22 protein-coding genes are annotated in these 22,179 nt (G+C 59.4%); 16 read left to right on the forward strand and 6 right to left on the reverse strand.

Translation table 11 applies throughout. From position 1 onward, the window contains the following. Positions 1-30: 30 nt before the first annotated feature. The 4 genes from L6D82_RS09730 to L6D82_RS09745 form a co-directional block, all read right to left on the reverse strand. Positions 31-315 (reverse strand): YceK/YidQ family lipoprotein, encoded by a 285-nt coding sequence (locus L6D82_RS09730; RefSeq protein ID WP_236188892.1) that lies wholly within the window; start codon positions 313-315, stop codon positions 31-33. Continuing rightward, entirely contained in the window at positions 308-955 is a 648-nt protein-coding gene (gene ubiX / locus L6D82_RS09735; RefSeq protein ID WP_007958630.1) for a flavin prenyltransferase UbiX, read from the reverse strand. The genes L6D82_RS09730 and ubiX overlap by 8 nt, the downstream gene beginning before the upstream one ends. After that, on the reverse strand, positions 952-2,301 hold the full coding sequence (gene mpl, locus L6D82_RS09740) for a UDP-N-acetylmuramate:L-alanyl-gamma-D-glutamyl-meso-diaminopimelate ligase (protein WP_007958628.1): 1,350 nt from the start codon (positions 2,299-2,301) through the stop codon (positions 952-954). The genes ubiX and mpl overlap by 4 nt, the downstream gene beginning before the upstream one ends. A gap of 298 nt (positions 2,302-2,599) precedes the next feature. After that, a complete protein-coding gene (locus L6D82_RS09745; RefSeq protein WP_236188894.1) occupies positions 2,600-4,519 on the reverse strand; it encodes a sigma-54-dependent Fis family transcriptional regulator in 1,920 nt (639 codons plus the stop codon). A gap of 299 nt (positions 4,520-4,818) precedes the next feature. Here L6D82_RS09745 and exaC point away from each other — a divergent pair, with 299 nt between their 5' ends. The 16 genes from exaC to L6D82_RS09825 all read left to right on the forward strand — a co-directional run bounded on the left by exaC (position 4,819) and on the right by L6D82_RS09825 (position 19,720). Further along, on the forward strand, positions 4,819-6,339 hold the full coding sequence (gene exaC, locus L6D82_RS09750) for an acetaldehyde dehydrogenase ExaC (protein WP_007958625.1): 1,521 nt from the start codon (positions 4,819-4,821) through the stop codon (positions 6,337-6,339). A gap of 202 nt (positions 6,340-6,541) precedes the next feature. After that, positions 6,542-7,912, forward strand: a complete 1,371-nt coding sequence (gene eat, locus L6D82_RS09755) for an ethanolamine permease (protein WP_085608773.1) — start codon at positions 6,542-6,544, stop codon at positions 7,910-7,912. Between the two features lie 80 nt (positions 7,913-7,992). After that, a complete protein-coding gene (locus tag L6D82_RS09760) occupies positions 7,993-9,387 on the forward strand; it encodes an ethanolamine ammonia-lyase subunit EutB (protein WP_236188896.1) in 1,395 nt (464 codons plus the stop codon). Beyond that, on the forward strand, positions 9,384-10,217 hold the full coding sequence (eutC, locus tag L6D82_RS09765; protein WP_371921023.1) for an ethanolamine ammonia-lyase subunit EutC: 834 nt from the start codon (positions 9,384-9,386) through the stop codon (positions 10,215-10,217). The genes L6D82_RS09760 and eutC overlap by 4 nt, the downstream gene beginning before the upstream one ends. 118 nt (positions 10,218-10,335) lie before the next feature. After that, positions 10,336-10,797, forward strand: coding sequence for a GNAT family N-acetyltransferase (locus L6D82_RS09770; RefSeq protein ID WP_074691599.1), 462 nt, complete (start codon positions 10,336-10,338; stop codon positions 10,795-10,797). Positions 10,798-11,024: 227 nt separating this feature from the next. Continuing rightward, positions 11,025-11,675, forward strand: coding sequence for a DedA family protein (locus L6D82_RS09775; protein WP_011336118.1), 651 nt, complete (start codon positions 11,025-11,027; stop codon positions 11,673-11,675). Positions 11,676-11,679: 4 nt separating this feature from the next. Further along, positions 11,680-12,492, forward strand: coding sequence for a M90 family metallopeptidase (locus tag L6D82_RS09780; RefSeq protein WP_085747635.1), 813 nt, complete (start codon positions 11,680-11,682; stop codon positions 12,490-12,492). 114 nt (positions 12,493-12,606) lie between these two features. Beyond that, positions 12,607-13,134, forward strand: coding sequence for an inorganic diphosphatase (gene ppa / locus L6D82_RS09785; protein ID WP_007933577.1), 528 nt, complete (start codon positions 12,607-12,609; stop codon positions 13,132-13,134). Positions 13,135-13,355: 221 nt separating this feature from the next. Next, complete coding sequence (locus L6D82_RS09790) at positions 13,356-14,096, forward strand: S24 family peptidase (protein ID WP_085747634.1); 741 nt, start codon at positions 13,356-13,358, stop codon at positions 14,094-14,096. A 453-nt stretch (positions 14,097-14,549) separates the two neighbouring features. Beyond that, positions 14,550-14,981 carry a hypothetical protein gene (locus L6D82_RS09795; RefSeq protein WP_080770657.1) on the forward strand — a complete coding sequence of 144 codons (432 nt, stop codon included), beginning with the start codon at positions 14,550-14,552 and terminating at the stop codon, positions 14,979-14,981. 130 nt (positions 14,982-15,111) lie between these two features. Then, a complete protein-coding gene (locus L6D82_RS09800) occupies positions 15,112-16,032 on the forward strand; it encodes a restriction endonuclease (RefSeq protein ID WP_236188898.1) in 921 nt (306 codons plus the stop codon). 185 nt (positions 16,033-16,217) lie between these two features. Then, a complete protein-coding gene (locus L6D82_RS09805; RefSeq protein WP_085747632.1) occupies positions 16,218-16,799 on the forward strand; it encodes a DarT ssDNA thymidine ADP-ribosyltransferase family protein in 582 nt (193 codons plus the stop codon). Continuing rightward, positions 16,796-17,440 carry a type II toxin-antitoxin system toxin DNA ADP-ribosyl transferase DarT gene (gene darT / locus L6D82_RS09810; protein WP_074691609.1) on the forward strand — a complete coding sequence of 215 codons (645 nt, stop codon included), beginning with the start codon at positions 16,796-16,798 and terminating at the stop codon, positions 17,438-17,440. The genes L6D82_RS09805 and darT overlap by 4 nt, the downstream gene beginning before the upstream one ends. Next, entirely contained in the window at positions 17,437-18,522 is a 1,086-nt protein-coding gene (gene darG, locus L6D82_RS09815; protein WP_085747631.1) for a type II toxin-antitoxin system antitoxin DNA ADP-ribosyl glycohydrolase DarG, read from the forward strand. The genes darT and darG overlap by 4 nt, the downstream gene beginning before the upstream one ends. A 187-nt stretch (positions 18,523-18,709) precedes the next feature. Further along, positions 18,710-19,270: a hypothetical protein gene (locus tag L6D82_RS09820; protein WP_236188900.1), complete on the forward strand. Its 561-nt coding sequence runs from the start codon at positions 18,710-18,712 to the stop codon at positions 19,268-19,270. 15 nt (positions 19,271-19,285) lie between these two features. Next, positions 19,286-19,720, forward strand: a complete 435-nt coding sequence (locus L6D82_RS09825; RefSeq protein WP_039772002.1) for a hypothetical protein — start codon at positions 19,286-19,288, stop codon at positions 19,718-19,720. Between the two features lie 23 nt (positions 19,721-19,743). On the opposite strand, the gene L6D82_RS09830 is transcribed toward L6D82_RS09825, so the two are convergent. After that, positions 19,744-20,556 carry a YfaP family protein gene (locus L6D82_RS09830; protein ID WP_102716658.1) on the reverse strand — a complete coding sequence of 271 codons (813 nt, stop codon included), beginning with the start codon at positions 20,554-20,556 and terminating at the stop codon, positions 19,744-19,746. 3 nt (positions 20,557-20,559) lie between these two features. After that, a complete protein-coding gene (locus L6D82_RS09835) occupies positions 20,560-22,179 on the reverse strand; it encodes a DUF2300 domain-containing protein (protein ID WP_236188902.1) in 1,620 nt (539 codons plus the stop codon).

A 22,179-nucleotide genomic window follows, 5' to 3' on the forward strand; every position in this document is an offset into this window, starting at 1 on the left:
CACGCCCCTGCGGGGTCGTGCCATTGATTTTCATAACCCGCCAGTCGCCTGAAACCCTACACCGATGACCGTCAGCAACGACAACGGCAACAGCAGCGTATCGAGCAATGCGCTGGCCGGCAGATCCACACCGGGATAGCTCGGTGCCTCGACGCCGAATCGATCCATCGCACAACATCCGCCATTCATCGCATACAGATCCAGCCGCGTGCCGGAATACACCACCGGCGCGCCGGACTTGGCGGCATCGAGCGTGCGCACGGTGGCGCAGCCGGTCAGTTGCAAGATCAGCAGCATCGCCAGCAGCTTATTCATCGCTGCTCAGATGGTGTTCGCCCCAACGCGGCAGCATGTCTTGGGGAATGCCCAGCAGATTGAGAATCCGCGCCACCACGAAATCGATCAGGTCATCGATGGTCTGCGGCTGGTGATAGAAGCCCGGCGAGGCCGGCAGGATGGTCACGCCCATGTTCGACAACTTGAGCATGTGCTCCAGGTGAATGCTCGAATACGGCGCTTCGCGCGGCACCAGAATCAACTGGCGACGCTCCTTCAAGGTGACGTCCGCCGCCCGCTCAATCAGGTTGTTGCAGGCGCCGGTGGCAATGGCCGACAAGGTGCCGGTCGAGCACGGCACCACCACCATGGCGGCGGGGGCGCCAGAGCCCGAGGCCACCGGCGACATCCAGTCTTCCTTGCCGTACACACGGATCTGCCCGGCGGACGCGCCAGTGTATTCGGTGAGGAACGCCTGCATCATTTGTGGCTTGGCCGGCAGCGACACGTCGGTCTCGGTGGCCATAACCAGTTGCGCGGCCTTGGAGATCAGGAAATGCACCTCGCGATCCTCGCGCACCAGACAATCCAGCAGGCGCAAGCCGTACTGGGCGCCGGACGCGCCAGTCATCGCCAGCGTTATGCGTTCCGGGCCATTGCTCGCCAGACGAGTGTTCATTTCAGCGCCTCGGCGAGTTTGCCGTGCAGGCCGCCGAAGCCGCCGTTGCTCATGATCACCACGTGAGTACCGGGCTGAGCCTGGCTCTTCACGCGTTCGATGATGCCTTCCAGCGAATCGCTGACAATCGACGGCACGGTGCAAAGTGCGGCGGTGCCTGCCAGATCCCAGCCGAGGTTGGCCGGGGCGTACCAGATCACCTGATCGGCATCGACCACGCTGTCCGGCAGACCGTCACGGTGGGCGCCGAGCTTCATCGAGTTGGAGCGCGGCTCGATGATCGCGATCAGCGGCGCATCGCCGATACGTTTGCGCAGGCCATCAAGGGTGGTGGCAATCGCGGTCGGGTGGTGGGCGAAGTCGTCGTAGATGGTAATACCGCGCACTTCCGCGACTTTTTCCATCCGGCGTTTGACGCTCTTGAATGCGCTCAATCCGGCAATGCCCATCGACGGCACAACGCCGACGTGACGTGCTGCGGCCAGAGTGGCCAGGGCGTTGGCAACGTTATGTTGGCCAGTCAATTCCCACTCGACCACGCCTTGGGAAACGCCTTCGAACATCACTTCGAACGCCGAGCCATCGTCTTTCAGCAACTTGACCTGCCATTGACCGCCGGCACCGGTGGTCTGCACCGGGGTCCAGCAGCCCATCTCGATCACACGCTGCAAGGCCGGTTCGGTGGTCGGGTGAATCACCAGGCCTTCGCTCGGAATGGTGCGCACCAAGTGGTGGAACTGCCGCTCGATGGCTGGCAGATCGGGGAAGATGTCAGCGTGATCGAACTCGAGGTTGTTGAGGATCGCCGTGCGCGGACGGTAGTGGACGAACTTCGAACGCTTGTCGAAAAACGCGCTGTCGTATTCGTCGGCCTCGATCACGAAGAAGGGCGTGCCGCCCAGACGCGCCGACACCGAGAAGTTCTGCGGCACGCCGCCGATCAGGAAACCCGGGCTCATGCCGGCGTGCTCCAGCACCCAGGCGAGCATGCTGCTGGTGGTGGTCTTGCCGTGCGTACCGGCAACCGCCAGCACCCAGCGACCTTGCAGCACATGGTCGGCCAGCCATTGCGGGCCGGACACGTACGGCAAGCCTTTGTTCAGCACATATTCCACTGCCGGATTGCCGCGGGACATGGCGTTGCCGATCACCACCAGATCAGGTGCCGGATCAAGCTGCGCCGGGTCGTAACCCTGGGTCAGCTGAATGCCCTGGGCTTCGAGCTGGGTGCTCATCGGCGGATAGACGTTGGCATCGGAGCCAGTCACGTGATGGCCCAGCTCTTTGGCCAGAACCGCCATCGAGCCCATGAAAGTCCCGCAGATACCCAGAATATGAATGTGCATAGTCGACCTCGTAAAACATGGCCGCAGGTTAGCGCAGGGAGGGGGAAATCGCACTCTTTAGCTGATTGAGGGTGGAGGTCTGGATTTGTGTCCGACTTGAGATCGCGCCCCTCACCCTGGCCCTCTCCCAAGGGAGAGGGAACCGACCGTCGTGTTCTCTCGAGGTACGCCGACCTGACACATCACGGTGAACTCCGGCCCGAATCCATAATCGACTCGGTCGCTCAGGTCGATGTATGCCAAAAGACACCGCGGTCAGTTCCCTCTCCCTTTGGGAGAGGGCTAGGGTGAGGGGCTTTTAACTGACACGCCGCTCAATCCCGTGCTTGCGCAGCTTTCTATAGAGCGTATTGCGGCTGACGCCCAGTTGCTGCGCCGTGTGGGTCATGTGCCAGCGCGTTTGCTCCAGCGCACTGAGCAAGGCCAGCCGCTCGGCATCTTCCAGCGGATGTTCGGATGCAGTTTCATCGGCTTTCACCAACAGCGGCTGCACATGCCGAAACATCGCGGGCAGATCCTCCAGCCCGATCCGCCCTTCATCGCACAACGCCGTCAGCGTACGCAGCACATTGCGCATCTGCCGCACATTGCCCGGCCAGTTGAACCCGAGCAAAGCCTGGCGCGCCGGTTCCTCGATCAGGATCGTTTCCCCGCCCGCCTCTTCGGCCAGCAGAAAATCCAGCAGCTGGGACTTATCACTGCGCTCGCGCAACGGCGGCAGCGCCACTTCCAGCCCGTTGAGCCGGTAGTAAAGGTCTTCCCGGAAACTGCCATCACCGACCCGCTCCAGCAAATTGCGGTGGGTGGCGCTGATGATTCGCACGTTGACCGCTTCCGGCTCGCCGCCGATCGGCACCACCTGCCGGTCTTCCAGCACCCGCAACAGGCGAGTCTGCAGAGCCAGCGGCATGTCGCCGATTTCATCGAGGAACAACGTGCCGCCATCGGCCTGCTGCAGCTTGCCGCGCATGCCGTCCTTGCGCGCGCCGGTGAAGCTGCCGCCGCGATAACCGAACAGTTCGCTCTCGATCAGGCTTTCGGGAATTGCCGCGCAGTTGAGGGCGACGAACGCTTTGCCGGCGCGCTGACTGGCGTTATGCACAGCCTTGGCGAATGCTTCCTTGCCAGAACCGGTTTCGCCGTTGATCAGCAGCGGCACGTCACGCTCGAACACCCGCAGCGACTTGCGGAAATCCGACTGCAACGCCGCATCACCAAGGCAAATGCCCGCAAGACGCGGCGCTTCCAAAGGCGCCGGAGCCGGCACTGCTGGCAGCGGCCGACGGGTTTCGCCGCGCAATACCGCAAACAGATGCCGCCCATCGCGAGTACGCAGCGGCCAACTGGCGCTGGCATTGGCACTGGCGCGCCCGAGCAACTCATCCAGCGAACAATCGAAAAACGCCTCCACCGGTTTGCCCAGCAAACCACCGCGAATATGGCCGAGCAGGTTCAAGGCACTCTGATTGACCGCGCTGATCCGCCCTTCCCCGTCAAACGCCAGCAACCCTTCGCTGAACAGCCCGACGGACTCGGCCTGGAGATGGAATCGCAACAACCATTGGTTATCGAAGCAGCGCAGGAAGTAGCAGCTCTCGATCATCTTCGCCGACAGATTGACCAGCGCCATGGTGTGGAACTGGCTCTGGCGCGAGACGTCATGCCGAGCCGAGGAAACATCGAGCACCGCCAGCAGCTCGCCGTGCGGGTCGAACACCGGGCTCGCCGAGCAGGTCAGGCCGGTGTGACGACCGCGAAAGTGTTCGTCCTGATGAATCGTCAGGGCCTGACGTTCCACCAGGCAGGTGCCGATCCCGTTGGTGCCTTCGCAGGCCTCGCTCCAGTCGGAACCCAACCACAGGCCGGCGCGTTCGAAAATCTTGCGTTCGGCGGGGGCGGTGACGCAGTTGAGGATCACCCCGCGCGCGTCGGTCAGCAGCACCGCGTGGCCGGCGCCGGAGAGTTGTTGATGCAGGCTGCTCATTTCATTGCCGGCAATCTGCAACACCTGTTGCAAACGCTCGCGGCTTTCGAGGATTCGACCGTGTTCGAGCACGGTCGGCGCCATGGTCAGGGCCGGGTCGAGGTGATAGTCCTCAAGACAACGCAGCCACGAGCGGGCGATCGACGGGTCGGCACCGGGGCCATGCAGGTGCGGCTTGCCCTGGGTGACGGTGAGAACCTGTTGGGCATGGCGACTCAAATGGTTGTCGTGCATTTCTTATTATTCTCCCCGAGGCTCATCGGCCCATGCGTGAAGTGGTGCCCAGCATCCTCCAGCCAACCGGTCTTTGCAATGCTGGCAAGACCGCCCGGTCACGGGTTGTGCCAGAAGCGGTACAAACTGTCACCAGAGCTGTACCGATACCGTCACGGACGCTTGCCACTTGTCCGACACAAATCGCGCAAGGCCTTGATTTGCCTGACCTGCACGGCAGTGGCCCGACCTTTGCTCTACGCTTATAGCAAGCGCTCATGCGCGTCTCTCTGATAAGTACAACAGCCAAGGAGAACATCATGCGTTACGCTCACCCCGGTACTGAAGGCGCCAAAGTCTCGTTCAAGAGCAAGTACGGTAACTACATCGGCGGCGAGTTCGTCGCGCCTGTCAAAGGTCAGTACTTCACCAACACCTCGCCAGTAAATGGCCAACCGATTGCCGAATTCCCGCGTTCCACGGCCGAAGACATCGAAAAGGCCCTGGACGCCGCCCACGCTGCTGCCGACGCCTGGGGTTCCACTTCTGCCCAGGCCCGTTCGCTGATCCTGCTGAAAATCGCCGACCGCATCGAACAGAACCTCGAAACCCTGGCGATCACCGAAACCTGGGACAACGGCAAGGCCATCCGCGAAACCCTCAACGCCGACATCCCGCTGGCTGCCGACCACTTCCGCTATTTCGCCGGGTGCCTGCGCGCCCAGGAAGGCAGTGCTGCCGAGATCGACGGCAATACCGTCGCTTATCACATCCATGAACCGCTGGGCGTGGTCGGCCAGATCATCCCGTGGAACTTCCCGATCCTGATGGCCGCGTGGAAACTCGCCCCGGCCCTGGCCGCCGGCAACTGCGTGGTGCTCAAACCTGCCGAGCAAACCCCGCTGGGCATCAGCGTGCTGCTGGAACTGATCGGCGACCTGCTGCCGCCGGGCGTGCTCAACGTGGTGCAAGGGTTCGGCAAAGAAGCCGGCGAAGCCCTGGCCACCAGCAAACGCATCGCCAAGATCGCCTTCACCGGCTCGACTCCGGTCGGTTCGCACATCATGAAATGCGCTGCCGAAAACATCATTCCGTCCACCGTGGAACTGGGCGGCAAGTCGCCGAACATCTTCTTCGAAGACATCATGCAGGCCGAGCCAAGCTTCATCGAAAAAGCCGCCGAAGGCCTGGTGCTGGCGTTCTTCAACCAGGGCGAAGTCTGCACCTGCCCGTCCCGCGCACTGGTTCAGGAATCGATCTATCCGCAGTTCATGGAAGCGGTGATGAAGAAGGTCAGCCAGATCAAACGTGGCGACCCGCTCGACACCGACACCATGGTTGGCGCCCAGGCATCCGAGCAGCAATTCGACAAGATCCTTTCGTACCTGGAAATCGCCAAGGGCGAAGGTGCCGAACTGCTGACCGGCGGCAAGGTGGAAAAACTCGAAGGCAACCTGGCTTCCGGTTATTACATCCAGCCGACCCTGCTCAAGGGCACCAACAAAATGCGCGTGTTCCAGGAAGAAATCTTCGGCCCGGTGGTGAGCATCACCACCTTCAAGGACGAAGCCGAAGCCCTGGCGATCGCCAACGACACCGAGTTCGGCCTGGGTGCTGGCCTCTGGACCCGCGACATCAACCGCGCCTATCGCATGGGCCGCGCCATCAAGGCCGGTCGTGTGTGGACCAACTGCTACCACCTGTATCCGGCGCACGCCGCGTTCGGCGGGTACAAGAAGTCCGGCGTCGGCCGTGAAACCCACAAGATGATGCTCGACCACTACCAGCAGACCAAAAACCTGCTGGTGAGCTACGACATCAATCCGCTGGGCTTCTTCTAAAAACCAAGGGCGGCACCGAAATATCGGTGTCGCCCTTTTAATCCCGATGACACTTCCTGGCCTGGCCGCTCTGGCACGGGCCTTGCGTACCCGTCATTCAGGATTTGCGTGAACACTGCCGCTGCGTGAACAGCATCCACCCACTCAACCGCTGCACCCGAAAGTCCAACAGATCGAACAATAAAAAAGACAGAGAGGACTTATGACTTCCACCACACAGCTCAAACCCACACTCGGCACCCTGCACCTCTGGGGCATTGCCGTCGGCCTGGTGATTTCCGGCGAATACTTCGGCTGGAGTTACGGCTGGGGCACGGCGGGAACTCTGGGTTTCCTGGTCACGGCCCTGATGGTCGCGACCATGTACACCTGCTTCATCTTCAGTTTCACCGAACTGACCACCGCGATTCCCCACGCGGGCGGGCCGTTTGCCTACAGCCGTCGGGCGTTCGGCGAGAAAGGCGGATTGATCGCCGGCATCGCCACCCTGATCGAATTCGTGTTCGCCCCGCCGGCCATCGCCATGGCCATTGGCGCCTATCTTAATGTGCAATATCCGGGGCTCGATCCGAAACTCGCGGCGGTCGGCGCGTATTTCGTGTTCATGACCCTGAACATCCTTGGCGTCAGCATCGCCGCGACCTTCGAGTTGGTAGTGACCGTGCTCGCCGTCGCCGAATTGCTGGTGTTCATGGGCGTGGTCGCACCGGGCTTCAGCTTCAGCAACTTCGTGCTGAACGGCTGGTCGGGTGCCAATGAGTTCACGATGGGCTCGATTCCGGGCATTTTCGCGGCGATTCCCTTCGCGATCTGGTTCTTCCTCGCCATCGAAGGCGCGGCCATGGCGGCCGAGGAGGCCAAGGACCCGAAACGCACCATTCCACGGGCCTATGTCAGCGGCATCCTGACCCTGGTATTCCTGGCCATCGGCGTAATGGTGATGGCCGGCGGCGTCGGCGACTGGCGTCAACTGTCGAACATCAACGACCCGCTGCCGCAGGCGATGAAAGCGGTGGTCGGCAACAACTCGACCTGGATGCACATGCTGGTGTGGATCGGCCTGTTCGGGCTGGTAGCGAGTTTCCACGGGATCATCCTCGGCTACTCGCGGCAGTTCTTTGCCCTGGCCCGGGCCGGTTATCTGCCGAAAGGCCTGGCCAAACTCTCGCGCTTCCAGACCCCGCACCGGGCGATTCTGGCCGGCGGCGTGATCGGCATCGCGGCGATCTACAGCGACGGTCTGGTCAACCTGCAAGGCATGACCCTGACAGCGGCGATGATCACCATGTCGGTGTTCGGCGCCATCGTGATGTACATCATCAGCATGCTCAGCCTGTTCAAACTGCGCAAAACCGAGCCGAATCTGGAGCGCACCTTCCGCGCACCGGGCTATCCGGTGGTGCCGGCCATCGCGCTGTTCCTGGCGGTGGTGTGCCTGGTGGCGATGGCCTGGTTCAACACGCTGATCGGCTGTGTGTTCCTGGGTTTCATGGCCGCCGGCTACCTGTACTTCCAGTTGACCGCCAAGCAACGCTCCGAAGCACCGGCAGACGCTATGCTCGAAGGTATCTAAACGCTAACTGAGCTGCACCGGCATCGGGCCTCGGGCTCGGTGCCCGCACTAAAAGCATTCATTCAGGAGGAACGCGCCCCATGGCTGCATTTGCCCATACCGTCGGCGCCCAGACCTACCGCTTCGACAGCCTCAAGGACGTGATGGCCAAAGCCAGCCCGGCGCGCTCCGGAGACTTCCTGGCGGGGGTCGCCGCGCTTAACGATGGGGAGCGAGTCGCCGCGCAAATGGCGCTGGCCGACATCCCGCTGACACATTTCCTGCAGGAAGCACTGATTCCCTACGAATCCGATGAGGTCACCCGACTGATCATCGACAGCCATGACAAACAGGCCTTCGCAGTCGTCAGCCATCTCACGGTTGGCGGCTTTCGCGACTGGCTTCTGAGCGAAGCGGCCGATGAGCAGAGCCTGCGCGCCCTCGCCCCCGGCCTGACACCGGAAATGGTCGCTGCCGTGTCGAAGATCATGCGCGTGCAGGATCTGGTGCTGGTGGCGCAGAAGATCCGCGTCGTCACCCAATTTCGCGGCACCCTCGGCCTGCGTGGGCGGTTATCCACAAGGCTGCAACCCAATCACCCGACCGACGAACCGTCCGGCATCGCGGCGAGCATTCTCGACGGTCTGCTGTACGGCAACGGCGACGCCATGATCGGCATCAACCCGGCCACCGACAGCATCGCCTCGATCTGCGCAATGCTGGAAATGCTCGACGCGATCATCCAGCGCTACGACATTCCGACCCAGGCCTGCGTGCTGACCCACGTCACCACCTCTATAGAAGCGGTCAACCGTGGTGTGCCGCTGGATCTGGTGTTCCAGTCGATTGCCGGCACCGAAGCGGCCAACGCCAGTTTCGGCATCAACCTGAACATCTTGCAGGAAGGTTATGAAGCGGGTCTGAGCCTCAATCGCGGCACGCTCGGGCAGAACCTGATGTATTTCGAAACCGGCCAGGGCAGCGCCCTGTCGGCCAATGCCCACCACGGCGTCGATCAACAGACCTGCGAGACAAGGGCCTACGCCGTGGCGCGCCATTTCAAGCCGTTTCTGGTGAACACCGTCGTAGGATTCATCGGCCCGGAATACCTGTACAACGGCAAACAGATCATCCGCGCGGGCCTCGAAGACCACTTCTGCGGCAAGCTGCTAGGCGTGCCGATGGGCTGCGACATCTGCTACACCAACCACGCCGAAGCCGACCAGGATGACATGGACACCCTGCTGACCCTGCTCGGCGTGGCCGGGATCAACTTCATCATGGGCATCCCCGGCTCCGACGACATCATGCTCAACTACCAGACCACCTCGTTCCACGACGCGCTCTATGCGCGCCAGACACTTGGCCTGAAACCGGCGCCGGAATTCGAACAGTGGCTGGCGAACATGGGCATCTTCACCCAGGCGGACGGCAAGGTCCGCTTTGGCAACAACCTGCCGCCGGCCTTCCGCCAGGCCTTGGCGCAACTGGGATGAGTCAGATGGAAAAACCGCCCGTCGATCCGCAAAACCCGTGGCTGGAGCTGCGTCGTCTGACCCCGGCGCGCATTGCCCTCGGCCGCACCGGCACCAGCCTGCCGACCCGTGCACAGCTGGATTTCCAGTTCGCCCACGCCCAGGCTCGGGACGCGGTGCATTTGCCGTTCGATCACGCCGGGCTCAGCGCCCAACTGACCGAGCGCCAGCGCGACAGCCTGCTGCTGCACAGCGCGGCGGTGGATCGCAACAGCTACCTGCAACGCCCGGACCTGGGGCGCAAATTGAGCGATCAATCCGCCCAGACCCTGCGCGAATACGCCCAGGCGCATCCGGGCGGTGTGGATCTGGTGATTGTGGTGGCGGATGGTCTGTCGGCGCTGGCGGTGCATCGGCATACCCTGCCGTTTCTCACCCGCCTGGAGGAACAGATGAGCGCCGACGAATGGTCGACCGCGCCGGTGGTACTGGTGGAACAGGGCCGGGTGGCGATTGGCGATGAAATTGGCCAGTTGCTGGGCGCGAAAATGGTCGTGATGCTGATTGGAGAGCGTCCGGGCCTCAGTTCGCCGGACAGCCTGGGTTTATATTTCACCTACAATCCAAAGGTCGGCCTCACGGATGCTTACCGCAACTGCATCTCCAATGTGCGGCTGGAAGGGCTCAGTTACGGCATGGCGGCGCATCGCTTGCTGTACCTGATGCGCGAAGCCTGTCGGCGACAGCTGTCGGGCGTCAATCTGAAGGACGAAGCGCAGGTTCGGACGCTGGAATCGGAAGCCGGTGCAGACATGAAGAGTAATTTCCTACTCGATCCGCCCCCAGCCTGAACCGTTTCCGCATTGCCTTTCTGCGCCGGTTTGAGGCAGGATCGACGCACGGCCGCCCAAGGTTTCCCGTTGCCGTCAGCCCCACGTGAAGACAGCCACTTGAAGGACGAGACCTACCATGCGGATTATCCAAGCGACCCTCGAACACCTGGATTTGCTGACCCCGTTGTTCGTTAAGTACCGCGAGTTCTACGGCTCCCTGCCCTACCCGGACTCGTCCCGGGCCTTTCTCGAAAAGCGCCTGCGACGCAAGGAATCGGTGATCTACCTGGCCCTGGCCGATGACGACGACAAGAAGCTCATGGGCTTCTGCCAGCTCTACCCGAGTTTTTCCTCCCTGTCGCTCAAGCGCGTGTGGATCCTCAACGACATCTACGTCGCCGAAGACGCCCGCCGCCAGCTGGTAGCCGACAACCTGATCCGCACCGCGAAGAAAATGGCCAAGGAAACCCAGGCCGTGCGCATGCGCGTCTCCACCAGCGCCGACAATGAAGTGGCGCAGAAAACCTACGAATCCATCGGGTTCAAGGAAGACACCGAGTTCAAGAACTACGTGCTGCCGATCAGCGAAGAACTCTGATCGCGGGGTGCCCTGCGGGGAGGGAGCAGACTCCCTCCCCAAAATGAATGCCAACCCGACATTTATTCACACCGACATCCCCCGCTACAAAACCAACGCGCTTTTCACCCCTCTGCCCGTATAATCCCGATCTTTCCGGCTTGTAAGAAAAACTACACCCGCTTGTAGGCTTACACGAAGTCATCCGCACAGGTCTGCCGAGTCAGGCCATCACCACAGGTGCCTCCATGGATTTCAACCCGCTCGACCTTATCCTGCATCTCGATGTTTACCTCGACCTGCTGGTGAATAATTACGGGCCTTGGATCTACGCCATCCTGTTTCTGGTGATCTTCTGCGAGACCGGTCTGGTGGTGATGCCATTCCTGCCGGGTGATTCCCTGCTGTTCATCGCCGGCGCAGTGGCTGCGGGCGGCGGTATGGATCCGGTATTGCTGGCGGGCTTGCTGATGCTCGCGGCGATCCTCGGCGACAGCACCAACTACGTGATCGGACGAACGGCCGGTGAAAAACTGTTCAGCAATCCGAATTCGAAGATCTTCCGCCGCGACTATCTGCAACAGACCCACGACTTTTACGACAAACACGGTGGCAAGACTGTAACCCTGGCGCGCTTCCTGCCGATCATCCGTACCTTTGCCCCGTTCGTCGCCGGTGTCGCGAAGATGCCTTACCCGCGGTTCTTCGGTTTCAGCGTGTTCGGTACGGTCCTGTGGGTCGGCGGTCTGGTGACGCTGGGCTACTTCTTCGGCAACGTGCCGTTCATCAAGAAGAACCTGTCGCTGCTGGTGGTCGGCATCATTCTGCTGTCGCTGATTCCGATGATCATCGGCGTGGTTCGCAGCCGTTTCGGCGGCACCAAAGCCCAATCGCACTAAGCCGATGTGGTCGCTGAGCGCCTGGCGACGCCGGCGCATTCTGGCGAAGTACCCGATTGCCGACGATATGTGGCAGCGGGTGCGCCATCACCTGAGTTTTCTCGATGGCATCACTGCCGCTGAAGACCAGTGGCTGCGCGAAACCAGCGTGCTGTTCCTCGAAGACAAACACCTGACCGCCCTGCCCGGTGTCGAATTGCATCAGGAACAACGCCTGCTGCTCGCCGCCCAGGCGCAACTGCCACTTTTGCATCTCGGCGATCTGAACTGGTATCAGGGTTTTCATGAAATCGTCCTCTACCCCGACGACTTCCTCAGCCCCCAGCGCCATCGCGATGCCAGCGGCGTCGAGCATGAGTGGGACGGCGAACACAGCGGCGAAGCGTGGCAACAAGGGCCGATCATCCTCGCCTGGCCCGGCGTGATGGCCAGTGGTGGCTGGGAAGGCTACAACCTGGTGATCCACGAACTGGCGCACAAGCTGGACATGCTCAACGGTGACGCCAACGGCCTGCCACCGCTGCATGCCGACATGCGGGTCAGCGACTGGGCCGAGGTGATGCAGGCGGCGTACGACGACCTCAATCGCCAGCTCGACCGCCATCCCGACGCCGAAACCGCCATCGACCCGTATGCCGCCGAGAACCCGGCCGAGTTCTTCGCCGTCACCAGCGAGTACTTCTTCAGCGCTCCGGATCTGCTGCACGAAGCTTATCCACAGGTGTATGCGCAGCTGCGGCTTTTCTACCGCCAGGATCCGTTGGCGCGCCTGAAGCAACTTCAGGCCAGCGACCCGGTCTATCAGGCTCACGAGTAAAGGTCTGCACGACTTCCGGTACATGGCGTCCACGGCAGAATATGCCTATAATCGCCGCCACTTTTTGGTCAATCCGGCCAAGTGTTTTTGGTCAACTAACGGGGGCAACGCCCAATGAGCTACAGCAAGATTCCGGCTGGCAAAGACCTGCCGAACGACATCTACGTCGCGATCGAGATCCCGGCCAACCACGCGCCGATCAAATACGAAATCGACAAAGACAGCGATTGCCTGTTCGTTGACCGTTTCATGGCCACCCCGATGTTCTACCCGGCCAACTACGGTTACATCCCGAACACCCTGGCTGACGACGGTGATCCCCTGGACGTGCTGGTCGTAACCCCTTACCCGGTTGCTCCAGGTTCGGTGATCCGCGCGCGTCCAGTCGGCATCCTGAACATGACCGACGACGGCGGCGGCGATGCCAAAGTCATCGCAGTCCCACACGACAAGCTGTCCCAGCTGTACGTGGACGTGAAGGAATACACCGACCTGCCAGCCCTGCTGATCCAGCAGATCGAGCACTTCTTCGCGAACTACAAAGATCTCGAAAAAGGCAAATGGGTGAAAATCGAAGGCTGGGACGGCGCTGACGCTGCCCGCGCCGCGATCACCAAGTCGGTTGCTGCCTACAAAGGCTAAGTCTCGCGACCTGCGACACGCTTGAAGAAAACCCCGGTTGATCCGGGGTTTTTTGTGCCTGCCAGATAAGTGCTTAAACAGCCTGTTTATAGCGACCTACAGAAAAGTTTTGGTGTGTGTAATTTCCCACAAGGACGTCTTACATCCCGTCGCAAAATTTGCCCTGATTTTGAACGCAAGGTTTATTCAAACCGCTCTAGGCCGGTCGTAGACTCGTGTTTATGAGAAAGAACACTAGCGGTCCAAGATTCAAGGCACTCCTGGAAGCTGCGAACATCACCACCACGGGATTCGCAAAGTTCTGGGGCACGGAAGCCCAAAACGTTCATAACTGGTACACCCGGGGCGTACCCGCGTACCGCATGGAAGAAGTTGCGCGCCTGTTGTCCGTCAACAGCCAATGGCTGAAGACCGGCGAAGGCCCGAAAGACGCCCCGCACCTGCATACGGACTCGGGCGACATCCTCGATGCGCATGCCATTCGCGGCGTCTACACGGTGCTCGAAACCAACGACATCGAATTGCCGCTCTACAAAGAAACCCCGGTCGCCCCCGGCTCCGACAAAACCCATGTCATCAAAGACCCGGAACAAACCATCCGCCTGCCCCGCAGCCACCTAGAAACACTGGAGATCCGCCACACCGACGCCATCTGCACCCACATGATCGGCAACAGCATGGCCGAGAAAATCGAAGACGGCTCCACCCTCGCCATCGACCGCGGCCTCACCCAGGTGGTGGACGGCGAAATCTACGCCATCGAACACGACGGCATGCTGCGCATCAAATACCTGCACCGCATGCCCGGCAACGCATTGCGCCTGCGCAGCCACAACAGCGCCGAATACCCGGACGAGATCTTCCGCGCGGCGCAGATCGAGGAGCAGAGGATTCATGTATTGGGGTGGGTGTTCTGGTGGTCGACGCTGGGCAAGCGGCGGCCGGTGGTGCCGTTTCTCTGAGCCAGCTTCTGTCGTGAGGGGCAACCGGCCCGGATAGTCGGTACAAATACGGGATTTTTCATGGATAGAACGCTCTATCCCGCACTTCGCACTGGGAATCCCCAACAAAACTCAGTATCCTGCGCCCCACATTCGCGCATCGGCCCGCCAAGCGGCCCGGATGACGCCTGACGCGGCAGACCACTGTCTGACCAAGTCCCACAGCCGGACGCAAGATCCGGATGTACGTTTTGAAGGCTGGCGCGGTTTACCAAAAATAAACCAAGCCAGTCCCCGAGAAGCCGGCCACAAGCCGGCTTTTTAATGCCTGCTGAAAAACCGGCCGGGGGTCGGTTTACGGGCAGAGCGCTGTGTAATGGTGCTTGCACAACTCATCGCATAACAGAGCCCCGCCTGCTGGAAGCGACGGCAACTTAGATTGCTCAAGTCACCCCACAAGGACGTTCAACATTGATGCCCAAAACCATCACTTCAAACATGAAATCAGTTGGCCTGACAGCCGCCTCGTGCCTTTGTCTTTCAGGATGTGTTGGAGCAATCGTATCGCTCCCGGAAAAAACAACCGTCAAGACAGACGCTTACAAAGCGCAAAGCTATCGATCAATCACACCGCAAATCAGCAGAACGGTCACGTCGACGCCTACACGGGAATGGTGCGGGATCACCGTTTGGGCACTGATCATTCCGGTGCCATTGAAACTACCGGTGTGCACATCGTATTTCGAGCAGTCCTTCGGCAACGACGAGTTCGGAAACGAAGCCGTTCTGCTCGACTCGCAGCAAAAAGTCCCATCCCCTTTCTACGCTTGCGGCCCATTCATGATGTTGGGACCGATCGTTCATGGTTACCAAGGCAATGCGCTTTGCGGTGTTTTTGCGGATTGATGGTGAAACTGACATAGCGACTTACGCTTTCACCTGCAGACGCTTTAGTCGCGAAGCCCTCCATATCCACCGTTGATTTACAATCGCCATCCGATCGGCACGAAAACACTTTCAGCACAGGGATGCGCCCATGTCCGTTCCAACCTACGATCAGTTCATTGAGCCGATCCTTCGCTTTCTCGCCACAAAACCCGAGGGTGCAATCGCTCGGGACGCTCATGAATCAGCAGCAAAAATGCTGCAACTGAGTGAAGCTCAGCGCGAAGAACTGATCGCCAGTGGTCAGGCTACCTACAAGAACCGATCAGGCTGGGCACACGATCGACTCAAGCGCGCAGGTCTTTCCAGCAGTACCAAACGCGGTTATTGGAAGTTGACCGACGCAGGCGTGCAGTACGCCAAGGAGCATGCATTTCCACTGTCGACCACGGATGTGGAGCACTTAGCAATCGGCTACATGAATGTGAAGCTGAAAGTCGCGCCTGACGCCGAGCCACTGGATGACCAACCAAATGTGGAGCCCGATCTAGCCTCCGCCACCGAGAGCCCCGACGACCGACTGGAGCGAGCGCTTAAGGAATTACGCGATGCCACGGCGGCCGACCTTTTGGACAACTTGCTGCAAGTAAGCCCTAACCGTTTTGAAGTAATCGTGCTGGATGTTCTTCATCGCTTGGGTTACGGCGCCAGTCGCAACGACTTGCAACGTGTCGGAGGTTCCGGTGATGCCGGCATCGACGGCATTATCTCGCTCGATAAATTGGGGTTGGAGAAGGTTTACGTACAGGCCAAGCGTTGGCAGAACACGGTTGGCCGACCTGAGTTACAGGCGTTCTATGGCGCGCTCGCAGGACAAAAGGCCAAGCGCGGTGTGTTCATTACCACCTCTGGTTTTACGGCGCACGCCGTCGACTTCGCCAAATCGGTGGACGGTATTGTGCTGGTAGACGGGACGCGACTGGTGCATCTGATGATGGATCATGAGGTGGGCGCGACATCGCGTTTGTTGCGGTTGCCGACGCTGGATCGCGATTATTTTGATGAAGAGTGAGTTCGGGCGTGTTGCTGCTTGACCCTGCTAACCAATTTCCTTAGTGGGCTTGTGGCCAAAAGTGATGGCACACTAGAATCGCAGCGATTGTTCTACCAACCCCTACGGATCGAGGGTTACATCAGCACGGGGCGAGGCCGGAACTGAATCCAGTTTAGGTTGATGTGCAGGTCAAGGAGACCACTATGTCGGACGTTAAAAGCATCAAGGATCAGAAGCTTCTCTACCATCTCACTTCAGTTGAAAACCTGGATGGAATTTTCAAGGATGGTTTGAAACCTCGCGCTGGCCTCTCGGGTTTCAAAGACGTCGCAGATGCTGAAATCCTGAAAAAGCGGCAGGCTCTGCAGCTCGACAATTACGTGCCCTTCCACTGGTTTGCGAAGAATCCATTTGACGGAAGCGTCCAGCGCAACAGGCCAGAGGCCCAATTTGTACTGATCTCGGTCTACAGATCAACGGCCAGGCAATACGGCTGGAAAATCATTCCACGCCACCCGTTAGCAGGCGACTCAATACAGCTACTTGATTACGAACAGGGTTTCGAAGCCATCGAGTGGGATGTCATGAGCAGTCGCGATTACCTGGACCCTCATTGCAAAAGCATCTGCATGGCCGAGTGTCTCGCACCGGGGGTTGTTAAACCTGAGGCCTTCTTCAAAATCTTTACCCCCAGCGAAGAAGTCGATGCACTTTGCGTAGCTAAATTGCAGGCAGCGGATGTTAATGTGCAGACCAGCGTGAATCAGAGAATGTTTTATCAATGAACTACACCAGCCTGAATCCAGAGAAAGCTCTGATTTGGCGTATCGTCCATCGCGATAACCTGCCCTGGATTCTGGACAACGGCCTGCATTGCGCAAACTCGGAAGTACAGGCACCTCATTACGTGAACATCGGCAACGTCGACTTGATCGACAAGCGCCGTTCCCGTCAGGTGCCTATCGCACCCGAAGGCGTCCTGGCCGACTACGTGCCCTTCTATTTCACGCCCTTCTCGGTGATGATGCAGAACATCCACTCCGGGTGGAGCGTGCAGCAACGCAGCAATGACGAGATCGTCATTCTGGTCTCAAGCCTCCATCGCGTTGAAGAGCTCGGCCTACCGTTTGTCTTTACAAACGCACATGCCTATCCGAGTTGGACAGACTATTACAGCGATCTGGCGAATCTCGACCAGATCGATTGGACTATCCTTCAACGGCGCGACTTCAAGCGCGATCCTGATGACCCTCGTAAAATTGAGCGTTATCAAGCGGAAGCGCTGATCCACCATCACTTACCGATTACGGGACTACTGGGCATCATGTGCCACACCGATGCAATGAAAGAACGCATAGAACAAGACGTCGCCGCTCGAGGCCTGACGTTGTCTGTCCATGCGCGTCCCAAATGGTATTTCCAATGATCAGATTTACCCAAGGCAACCTGCTGGAAGCCAAGACCGAAGCCCTCGTCAACACGGTGAACACCGTGGGCGTGATGGGAAAAGGCATCGCGCTGATGTTCAAAGAACGCTTTGCGCAGAACTATCGTCTGTACGCAGCGGCGTGCAAGGCCAAGGAAGTTGAAACCGGCAAGATGCACGTGACCGCCACCAACGAACTTGAAGGACCTCGCTGGATCGTCAATTTCCCGACCAAACGTCACTGGCGTTCACCTTCGCAAATGGCCTGGATAACAGAAGGTCTGCACGACCTGCGTCGGTTTCTAATTGAGAATGACGTGAAATCAGTCGCTATCCCGCCACTGGGTGCTGGTAACGGTGGATTGAAGTGGCCTGAAGTCCGCGAACAGATCGTTGAGGTTTTGGGGGATCTGGATGTCGACGTGCTGGTGTTCGAGCCGACCAATCAATATCTGAATGTCGCCAAGCGCAACGGTGTAGAGACGCTCACGCCGGCCCGTGCCCTTATCGCTGAACTGGTTCGACGCTATTGGGTGTTGGGCATGGAATGCAGTCTGCTCGAGATTCAAAAACTGGCTTGGTTTCTTGAGCGGGCAATTGAAAAACTTCCAAGTACAGAGAACCCGCTAAACCTGAAATTTATCGCTCATAAATTCGGGCCATACGCCAATCGACTGGAGCATCTGCTCAACAATCTGGATGGTAGCTATCTACATTGCGACAAGCGTATCAGTGATGCGGAAATCACCGATGTGATTTGGTTTGATCAAGATCGCAAGGCTTTTTTGCAGACCTACCTAAAGACTGAAGCCAGGGAATATTCCCAAGCTTTAGAGCGCACAGCTGAATTAATCGATGGCTTTGAATCCCCCTTCGGAATGGAATTACTCGCGACCGTCGATTGGTTGCTGATTAAGGAAGGGGTTGTTCCGACCGTTTCTGCGGTACGTGAAGCACTGAGAAACTGGGACGGCGGGGGTGGAGCTGCGGTGCGCAAAAATAAACTATTCGATGATCAAGCTCTTGAAATCGCGATTAATCGCCTGATCTCCAGCAGTTTCAGCCCGAAAATAGCGGCCTGACGCAGACAATAAATGCGAGTTTGCCTGTCCGCTTGGCACGTGCAATGAGTAGACGGCTCAGGCGATTATTGAACCATCGCAATAAGCCATTAGCACATCTGCCCTAATTGCCCCTCACCCAACCTCGCCACTAAATTTCCATTCTGTTTTTGTGCATTGCAAAAGCACCAAGGAATGGAGCAACACCATGTCGTCGTTTTTCAAACTCAATCAATCCCTTGTTCTAGCAACCGCACTTCTGACCGCCACTATTTGCGCGCAGGCAGAAGAACCGAACCCCGTCGGTGACTGGTGGATCATTTACGGCAACGGCATTCCCAACAAGAACATCATGTATGTAGCCGACAGCACTTCAGTGGTGCCGTCGAACCATACCAAGGGTGCGAAGTTGGTGGCCGTGACGCTGGTGTATGAAGAACCCGGCAAACCGATGATCGATGCCTACAACCTCGAAGTGCAGTGCTCGACGAACAAGGTCCGCTTTCTTAATGGGCAATCCATAGATCGCGTTGCCTACATGATGCGGCACCTGAAAGTTAACGACCAATGGCAGCAGCCGAAGGAGTTCTGGGTACAGCGCGCCGCCGAGTTTGTTTGCTCCCCCGCTAAAAAGGACATGATCGCGCTGGGCAAGATGGAGCCCTTGCAGATGATTCAGGGCATGCAACAGATGTTCTTCAAGCTGGCACCGATTCAGGAGAAGGGGCAGATGATGGACAACCTGGATTCGATCCTCGGTAACAAGTAAGCGGCGGAACGCATAATGAATCAATGGACTAAAACGTTACTGGCGGTGCTGCTGACACCCACACTATTGCTGCTGCATGGCTGCCACCTGATTGCTCAGTCTCGATGGGAAGGACGCGATGTCCAGGAAGCACTCGACCTGTTCGGCAAACCCGACTCGATGAAAAAACAGACCGGTGCCAACGGTGAGAATCTGGCGGTTCTCACCTGGTTCAAATCCTCCAGCTGGACCACTACAGAAGCGGCCGGGACTTCAATGAACCATACCGGCAACGGCATGGTTTACACCGAGTACTACGAGACAGTCGGTCACAGTTCGGATTGCAAACTGGAGGCCACCGTCAATAAGGCCAAGAAGATCGTGCTGTTCAGGATTGAAGACGGGAAGATCATTCACGGGAAGTGCATCAACGTTCCGTTCGTGCCCGGCTACATTCCACCCGGCTTCTAATGCAACCCTGAGCAGGCTCCTGCTCAGGGATAACTAAACGACTTCACCAACGTCAACTCCCCCACCGCCCGCATCGGCACGATGAAAGTCTCCATCTTCTCGCTAGGCGTCCCCTCCTCCGTAATCACCGTCACCTGCGCGGTAGTCAACGGCTGCACCGCCTCTTCCCCACCCTCATCATCCCCGCGATACCCACCGCCGAAGTAGTTCACATACACCAGATACTGCCCCTTGATCGGTGCCGGCATGGCGAAGATTTCCGGGCCATAGCCGGTGGTTACGTCGACATCCAGAGCAGCGCCATTGGGCGCGACGCGATCGCCGTACCAGATGTGCGCGCCGTCGGGTGTGATCAGGTGCAGGTCGAGGTCGGTGCCGTCACTGTCCCACGCCAGCAACACCCGCAGTTTCGCCGGAGTAGCGCCGCCGCTGGTGTTGAGAAATTGCGTGCGGTGCCGTTGCTGGCCGTCGGGGCTACGGACTTCGACGCTGTTGCTGCCGTTGGGGAAGGAGAACGGGCGGTCGAAGCGGCCGCTGTCGTCGATTTTCAGCGGCATGCTGACGCCGTTGACGATCAGGCGGCCGGGCTCTTTGTTTTTCGGGGTGGCTTTGATTTCGCCACTGATGCGCGCGGTGTTGGCCTGGCCGAGCGGAGTATTCACCGAGGAGGCCGGATAGTTGACGGTCTGGCGGAAGTTTTCGCCTTCGCCCTCGGGTGCGCCGCTGCGCCAGCCGCCGACCGGGGTGTCGAGTTTGACGCTGTCGGCGGCCATCGCCATTGGCAATGCATTAAGCGCGCAGAGGAACAGCAAGACCTGTGGATAACGGAGTGTCATGGTCTATTCCAGCAAAAGGTGACGGGCGAGCCCTTCGATATAGGTTTCATCCTGGCCGTTGGGATGTGCTTCAAAGGCCAGGTGCAGGTATTCGTGAGTCAGGTCGAGGCGGTCCTGCAAGGACAGCACGCCGCGCACATAGATGCGCTGGCGTTCGCGGTCGACGAAGGGGCGGCCGAAGGCGAGTTTGCAGACGGCGAACGTGCTGACTTCGTTGTAGCCGGTTTCGCTTTCCAGCCTGGGACGCCAGCCGCGCCGCTGTTTTTGCAGCCAGTCCTGCGCGGCGGGCAGTGCTTCGCAGGACGCCACCGGGTTGTCCCAGCGGCTAAGGCTCGCTCGTGGATAGGCGTGCAGCAGGATCGCGTCGTAACGCTGCCCGGCATTGGCTTGCTCGACGGCTTGTTGCCAGGCCAGTTTGTCGGGGCCAGGTTGATCGGAGTGATAGGTGACGGTGCTGCCGGCCAATACCAGATCCGACGTCCATGCGGCGATGTTGCGGGATTCGGCGGAAGCCGGGCGCGGGGCGACGCGTTGGCGGGTGCTGCTGTCGTCGATGCTCAGGCATTCGCCGTTGCGCGTGGCGTTTTGCAGCAGATACGTGCGGATCGCCACGGCCAACGCTTTGGCGGCTTCGGCCGGCTCGGGTTTGGCTTCACGCTCCAGCACACGGGCGACGTACTCTTCGCGATCCAGCCGAGCCACAAGCTTGTCGTTGAGCAGAAACAGCTCGCCATCGCTGTGGATATCCAGCGTATTGCCATTAACGAATTCGACGCGGTAATCGCCCTGCAACGGGCCGGAGCTCACCACTCGATCACCGACCAGAACCCGCGAAACCGGATAACGCGAGAACAGTCCGACCTCAACGCATCGCCCCGCTTCCGCTGGCCATGATGCGGGCAACACCGTCGCCAACGCCGAACCGTAATGCCGCAGAACCATCTGACTGGTGCCCCGGCCACCGGCCCAGATCGGCGAGCCATCCGCCGTCCAGCCAGCGAATCCGCCCTGACGTGATTGCGGATCCTGATCGCCGAGCCAGCTCCAGGTTTTCACCCGCAAGCGCCCGCCGAGTTCACCGACGACATTACCGTCCGCCGCGTTCAGCACCACGTCGAGCAGCACACGGCGCATTTGATCCTGAGCCGGCAGCCAAGATAAAACCTTCAACAAGTCAGCCACGGACACCCGAGTAGCCGGTTGCACCGATGGCAAATCCAGCAACCACGACGGCGCCTGTCGCGCCTGCCAATAGGTTCTCCAATCGCCAGCGGTTATGCCCAACCGCGCCGGCTCGAAATACAGCCCGCAGGATTTTACCAGCGCCTGATCACGCTCGATCTTCCCGCCCGCCGTGCAGCAATAGACTTCTTCCTTCGACTGCCCGAGACATTCATAAGCCGGTTCCTGCGCGCCGGTATCCACCAGCCACGCGTAGACGAACACCTTCCACAAACTGCCCAGCGGCGTATCAAGCGACGAAGGCAATGGCTCGCGGGCGGTCAGTTGCGTGGGGTTCAGCGACAGCAATTCGCCCTTGTAGGCCACGCGCAACGGTTCATCCTGCGCCGTCGCCAGCGCAGGAATCACACACATCAGCAGCCAGACCAGCGGCCGGGTCAT

It is taken from the genome of Pseudomonas paraglycinae (assembly GCF_021601625.1).
In the GTDB taxonomy this organism is placed as follows: domain Bacteria; phylum Pseudomonadota; class Gammaproteobacteria; order Pseudomonadales; family Pseudomonadaceae; genus Aquipseudomonas; species Aquipseudomonas paraglycinae.

Coding starts and splice junctions, on each gene's coding strand:
- L6D82_RS09730 (WP_236188892.1), bottom strand. CDS start 315: ATGAATAAGCTGCTGGCGATGCTGCTGATCTTGCAACTGACCGGCTGC.
- ubiX (WP_007958630.1), bottom strand. CDS start 955: ATGAACACTCGTCTGGCGAGCAATGGCCCGGAACGCATAACGCTGGCG.
- mpl (WP_007958628.1), bottom strand. CDS start 2,301: ATGCACATTCATATTCTGGGTATCTGCGGGACTTTCATGGGCTCGATG.
- L6D82_RS09745 (WP_236188894.1), bottom strand. CDS start 4,519: ATGCACGACAACCATTTGAGTCGCCATGCCCAACAGGTTCTCACCGTC.
- exaC (WP_007958625.1), top strand. CDS start 4,819: ATGCGTTACGCTCACCCCGGTACTGAAGGCGCCAAAGTCTCGTTCAAG.
- eat (WP_085608773.1), top strand. CDS start 6,542: ATGACTTCCACCACACAGCTCAAACCCACACTCGGCACCCTGCACCTC.
- L6D82_RS09760 (WP_236188896.1), top strand. CDS start 7,993: ATGGCTGCATTTGCCCATACCGTCGGCGCCCAGACCTACCGCTTCGAC.
- eutC (WP_371921023.1), top strand. CDS start 9,384: ATGAGTCAGATGGAAAAACCGCCCGTCGATCCGCAAAACCCGTGGCTG.
- L6D82_RS09770 (WP_074691599.1), top strand. CDS start 10,336: ATGCGGATTATCCAAGCGACCCTCGAACACCTGGATTTGCTGACCCCG.
- L6D82_RS09775 (WP_011336118.1), top strand. CDS start 11,025: ATGGATTTCAACCCGCTCGACCTTATCCTGCATCTCGATGTTTACCTC.
- L6D82_RS09780 (WP_085747635.1), top strand. CDS start 11,680: ATGTGGTCGCTGAGCGCCTGGCGACGCCGGCGCATTCTGGCGAAGTAC.
- ppa (WP_007933577.1), top strand. CDS start 12,607: ATGAGCTACAGCAAGATTCCGGCTGGCAAAGACCTGCCGAACGACATC.
- L6D82_RS09790 (WP_085747634.1), top strand. CDS start 13,356: ATGAGAAAGAACACTAGCGGTCCAAGATTCAAGGCACTCCTGGAAGCT.
- L6D82_RS09795 (WP_080770657.1), top strand. CDS start 14,550: ATGCCCAAAACCATCACTTCAAACATGAAATCAGTTGGCCTGACAGCC.
- L6D82_RS09800 (WP_236188898.1), top strand. CDS start 15,112: ATGTCCGTTCCAACCTACGATCAGTTCATTGAGCCGATCCTTCGCTTT.
- L6D82_RS09805 (WP_085747632.1), top strand. CDS start 16,218: ATGTCGGACGTTAAAAGCATCAAGGATCAGAAGCTTCTCTACCATCTC.
- darT (WP_074691609.1), top strand. CDS start 16,796: ATGAACTACACCAGCCTGAATCCAGAGAAAGCTCTGATTTGGCGTATC.
- darG (WP_085747631.1), top strand. CDS start 17,437: ATGATCAGATTTACCCAAGGCAACCTGCTGGAAGCCAAGACCGAAGCC.
- L6D82_RS09820 (WP_236188900.1), top strand. CDS start 18,710: ATGTCGTCGTTTTTCAAACTCAATCAATCCCTTGTTCTAGCAACCGCA.
- L6D82_RS09825 (WP_039772002.1), top strand. CDS start 19,286: ATGAATCAATGGACTAAAACGTTACTGGCGGTGCTGCTGACACCCACA.
- L6D82_RS09830 (WP_102716658.1), bottom strand. CDS start 20,556: ATGACACTCCGTTATCCACAGGTCTTGCTGTTCCTCTGCGCGCTTAAT.
- L6D82_RS09835 (WP_236188902.1), bottom strand. CDS start 22,179: ATGACCCGGCCGCTGGTCTGGCTGCTGATGTGTGTGATTCCTGCGCTG.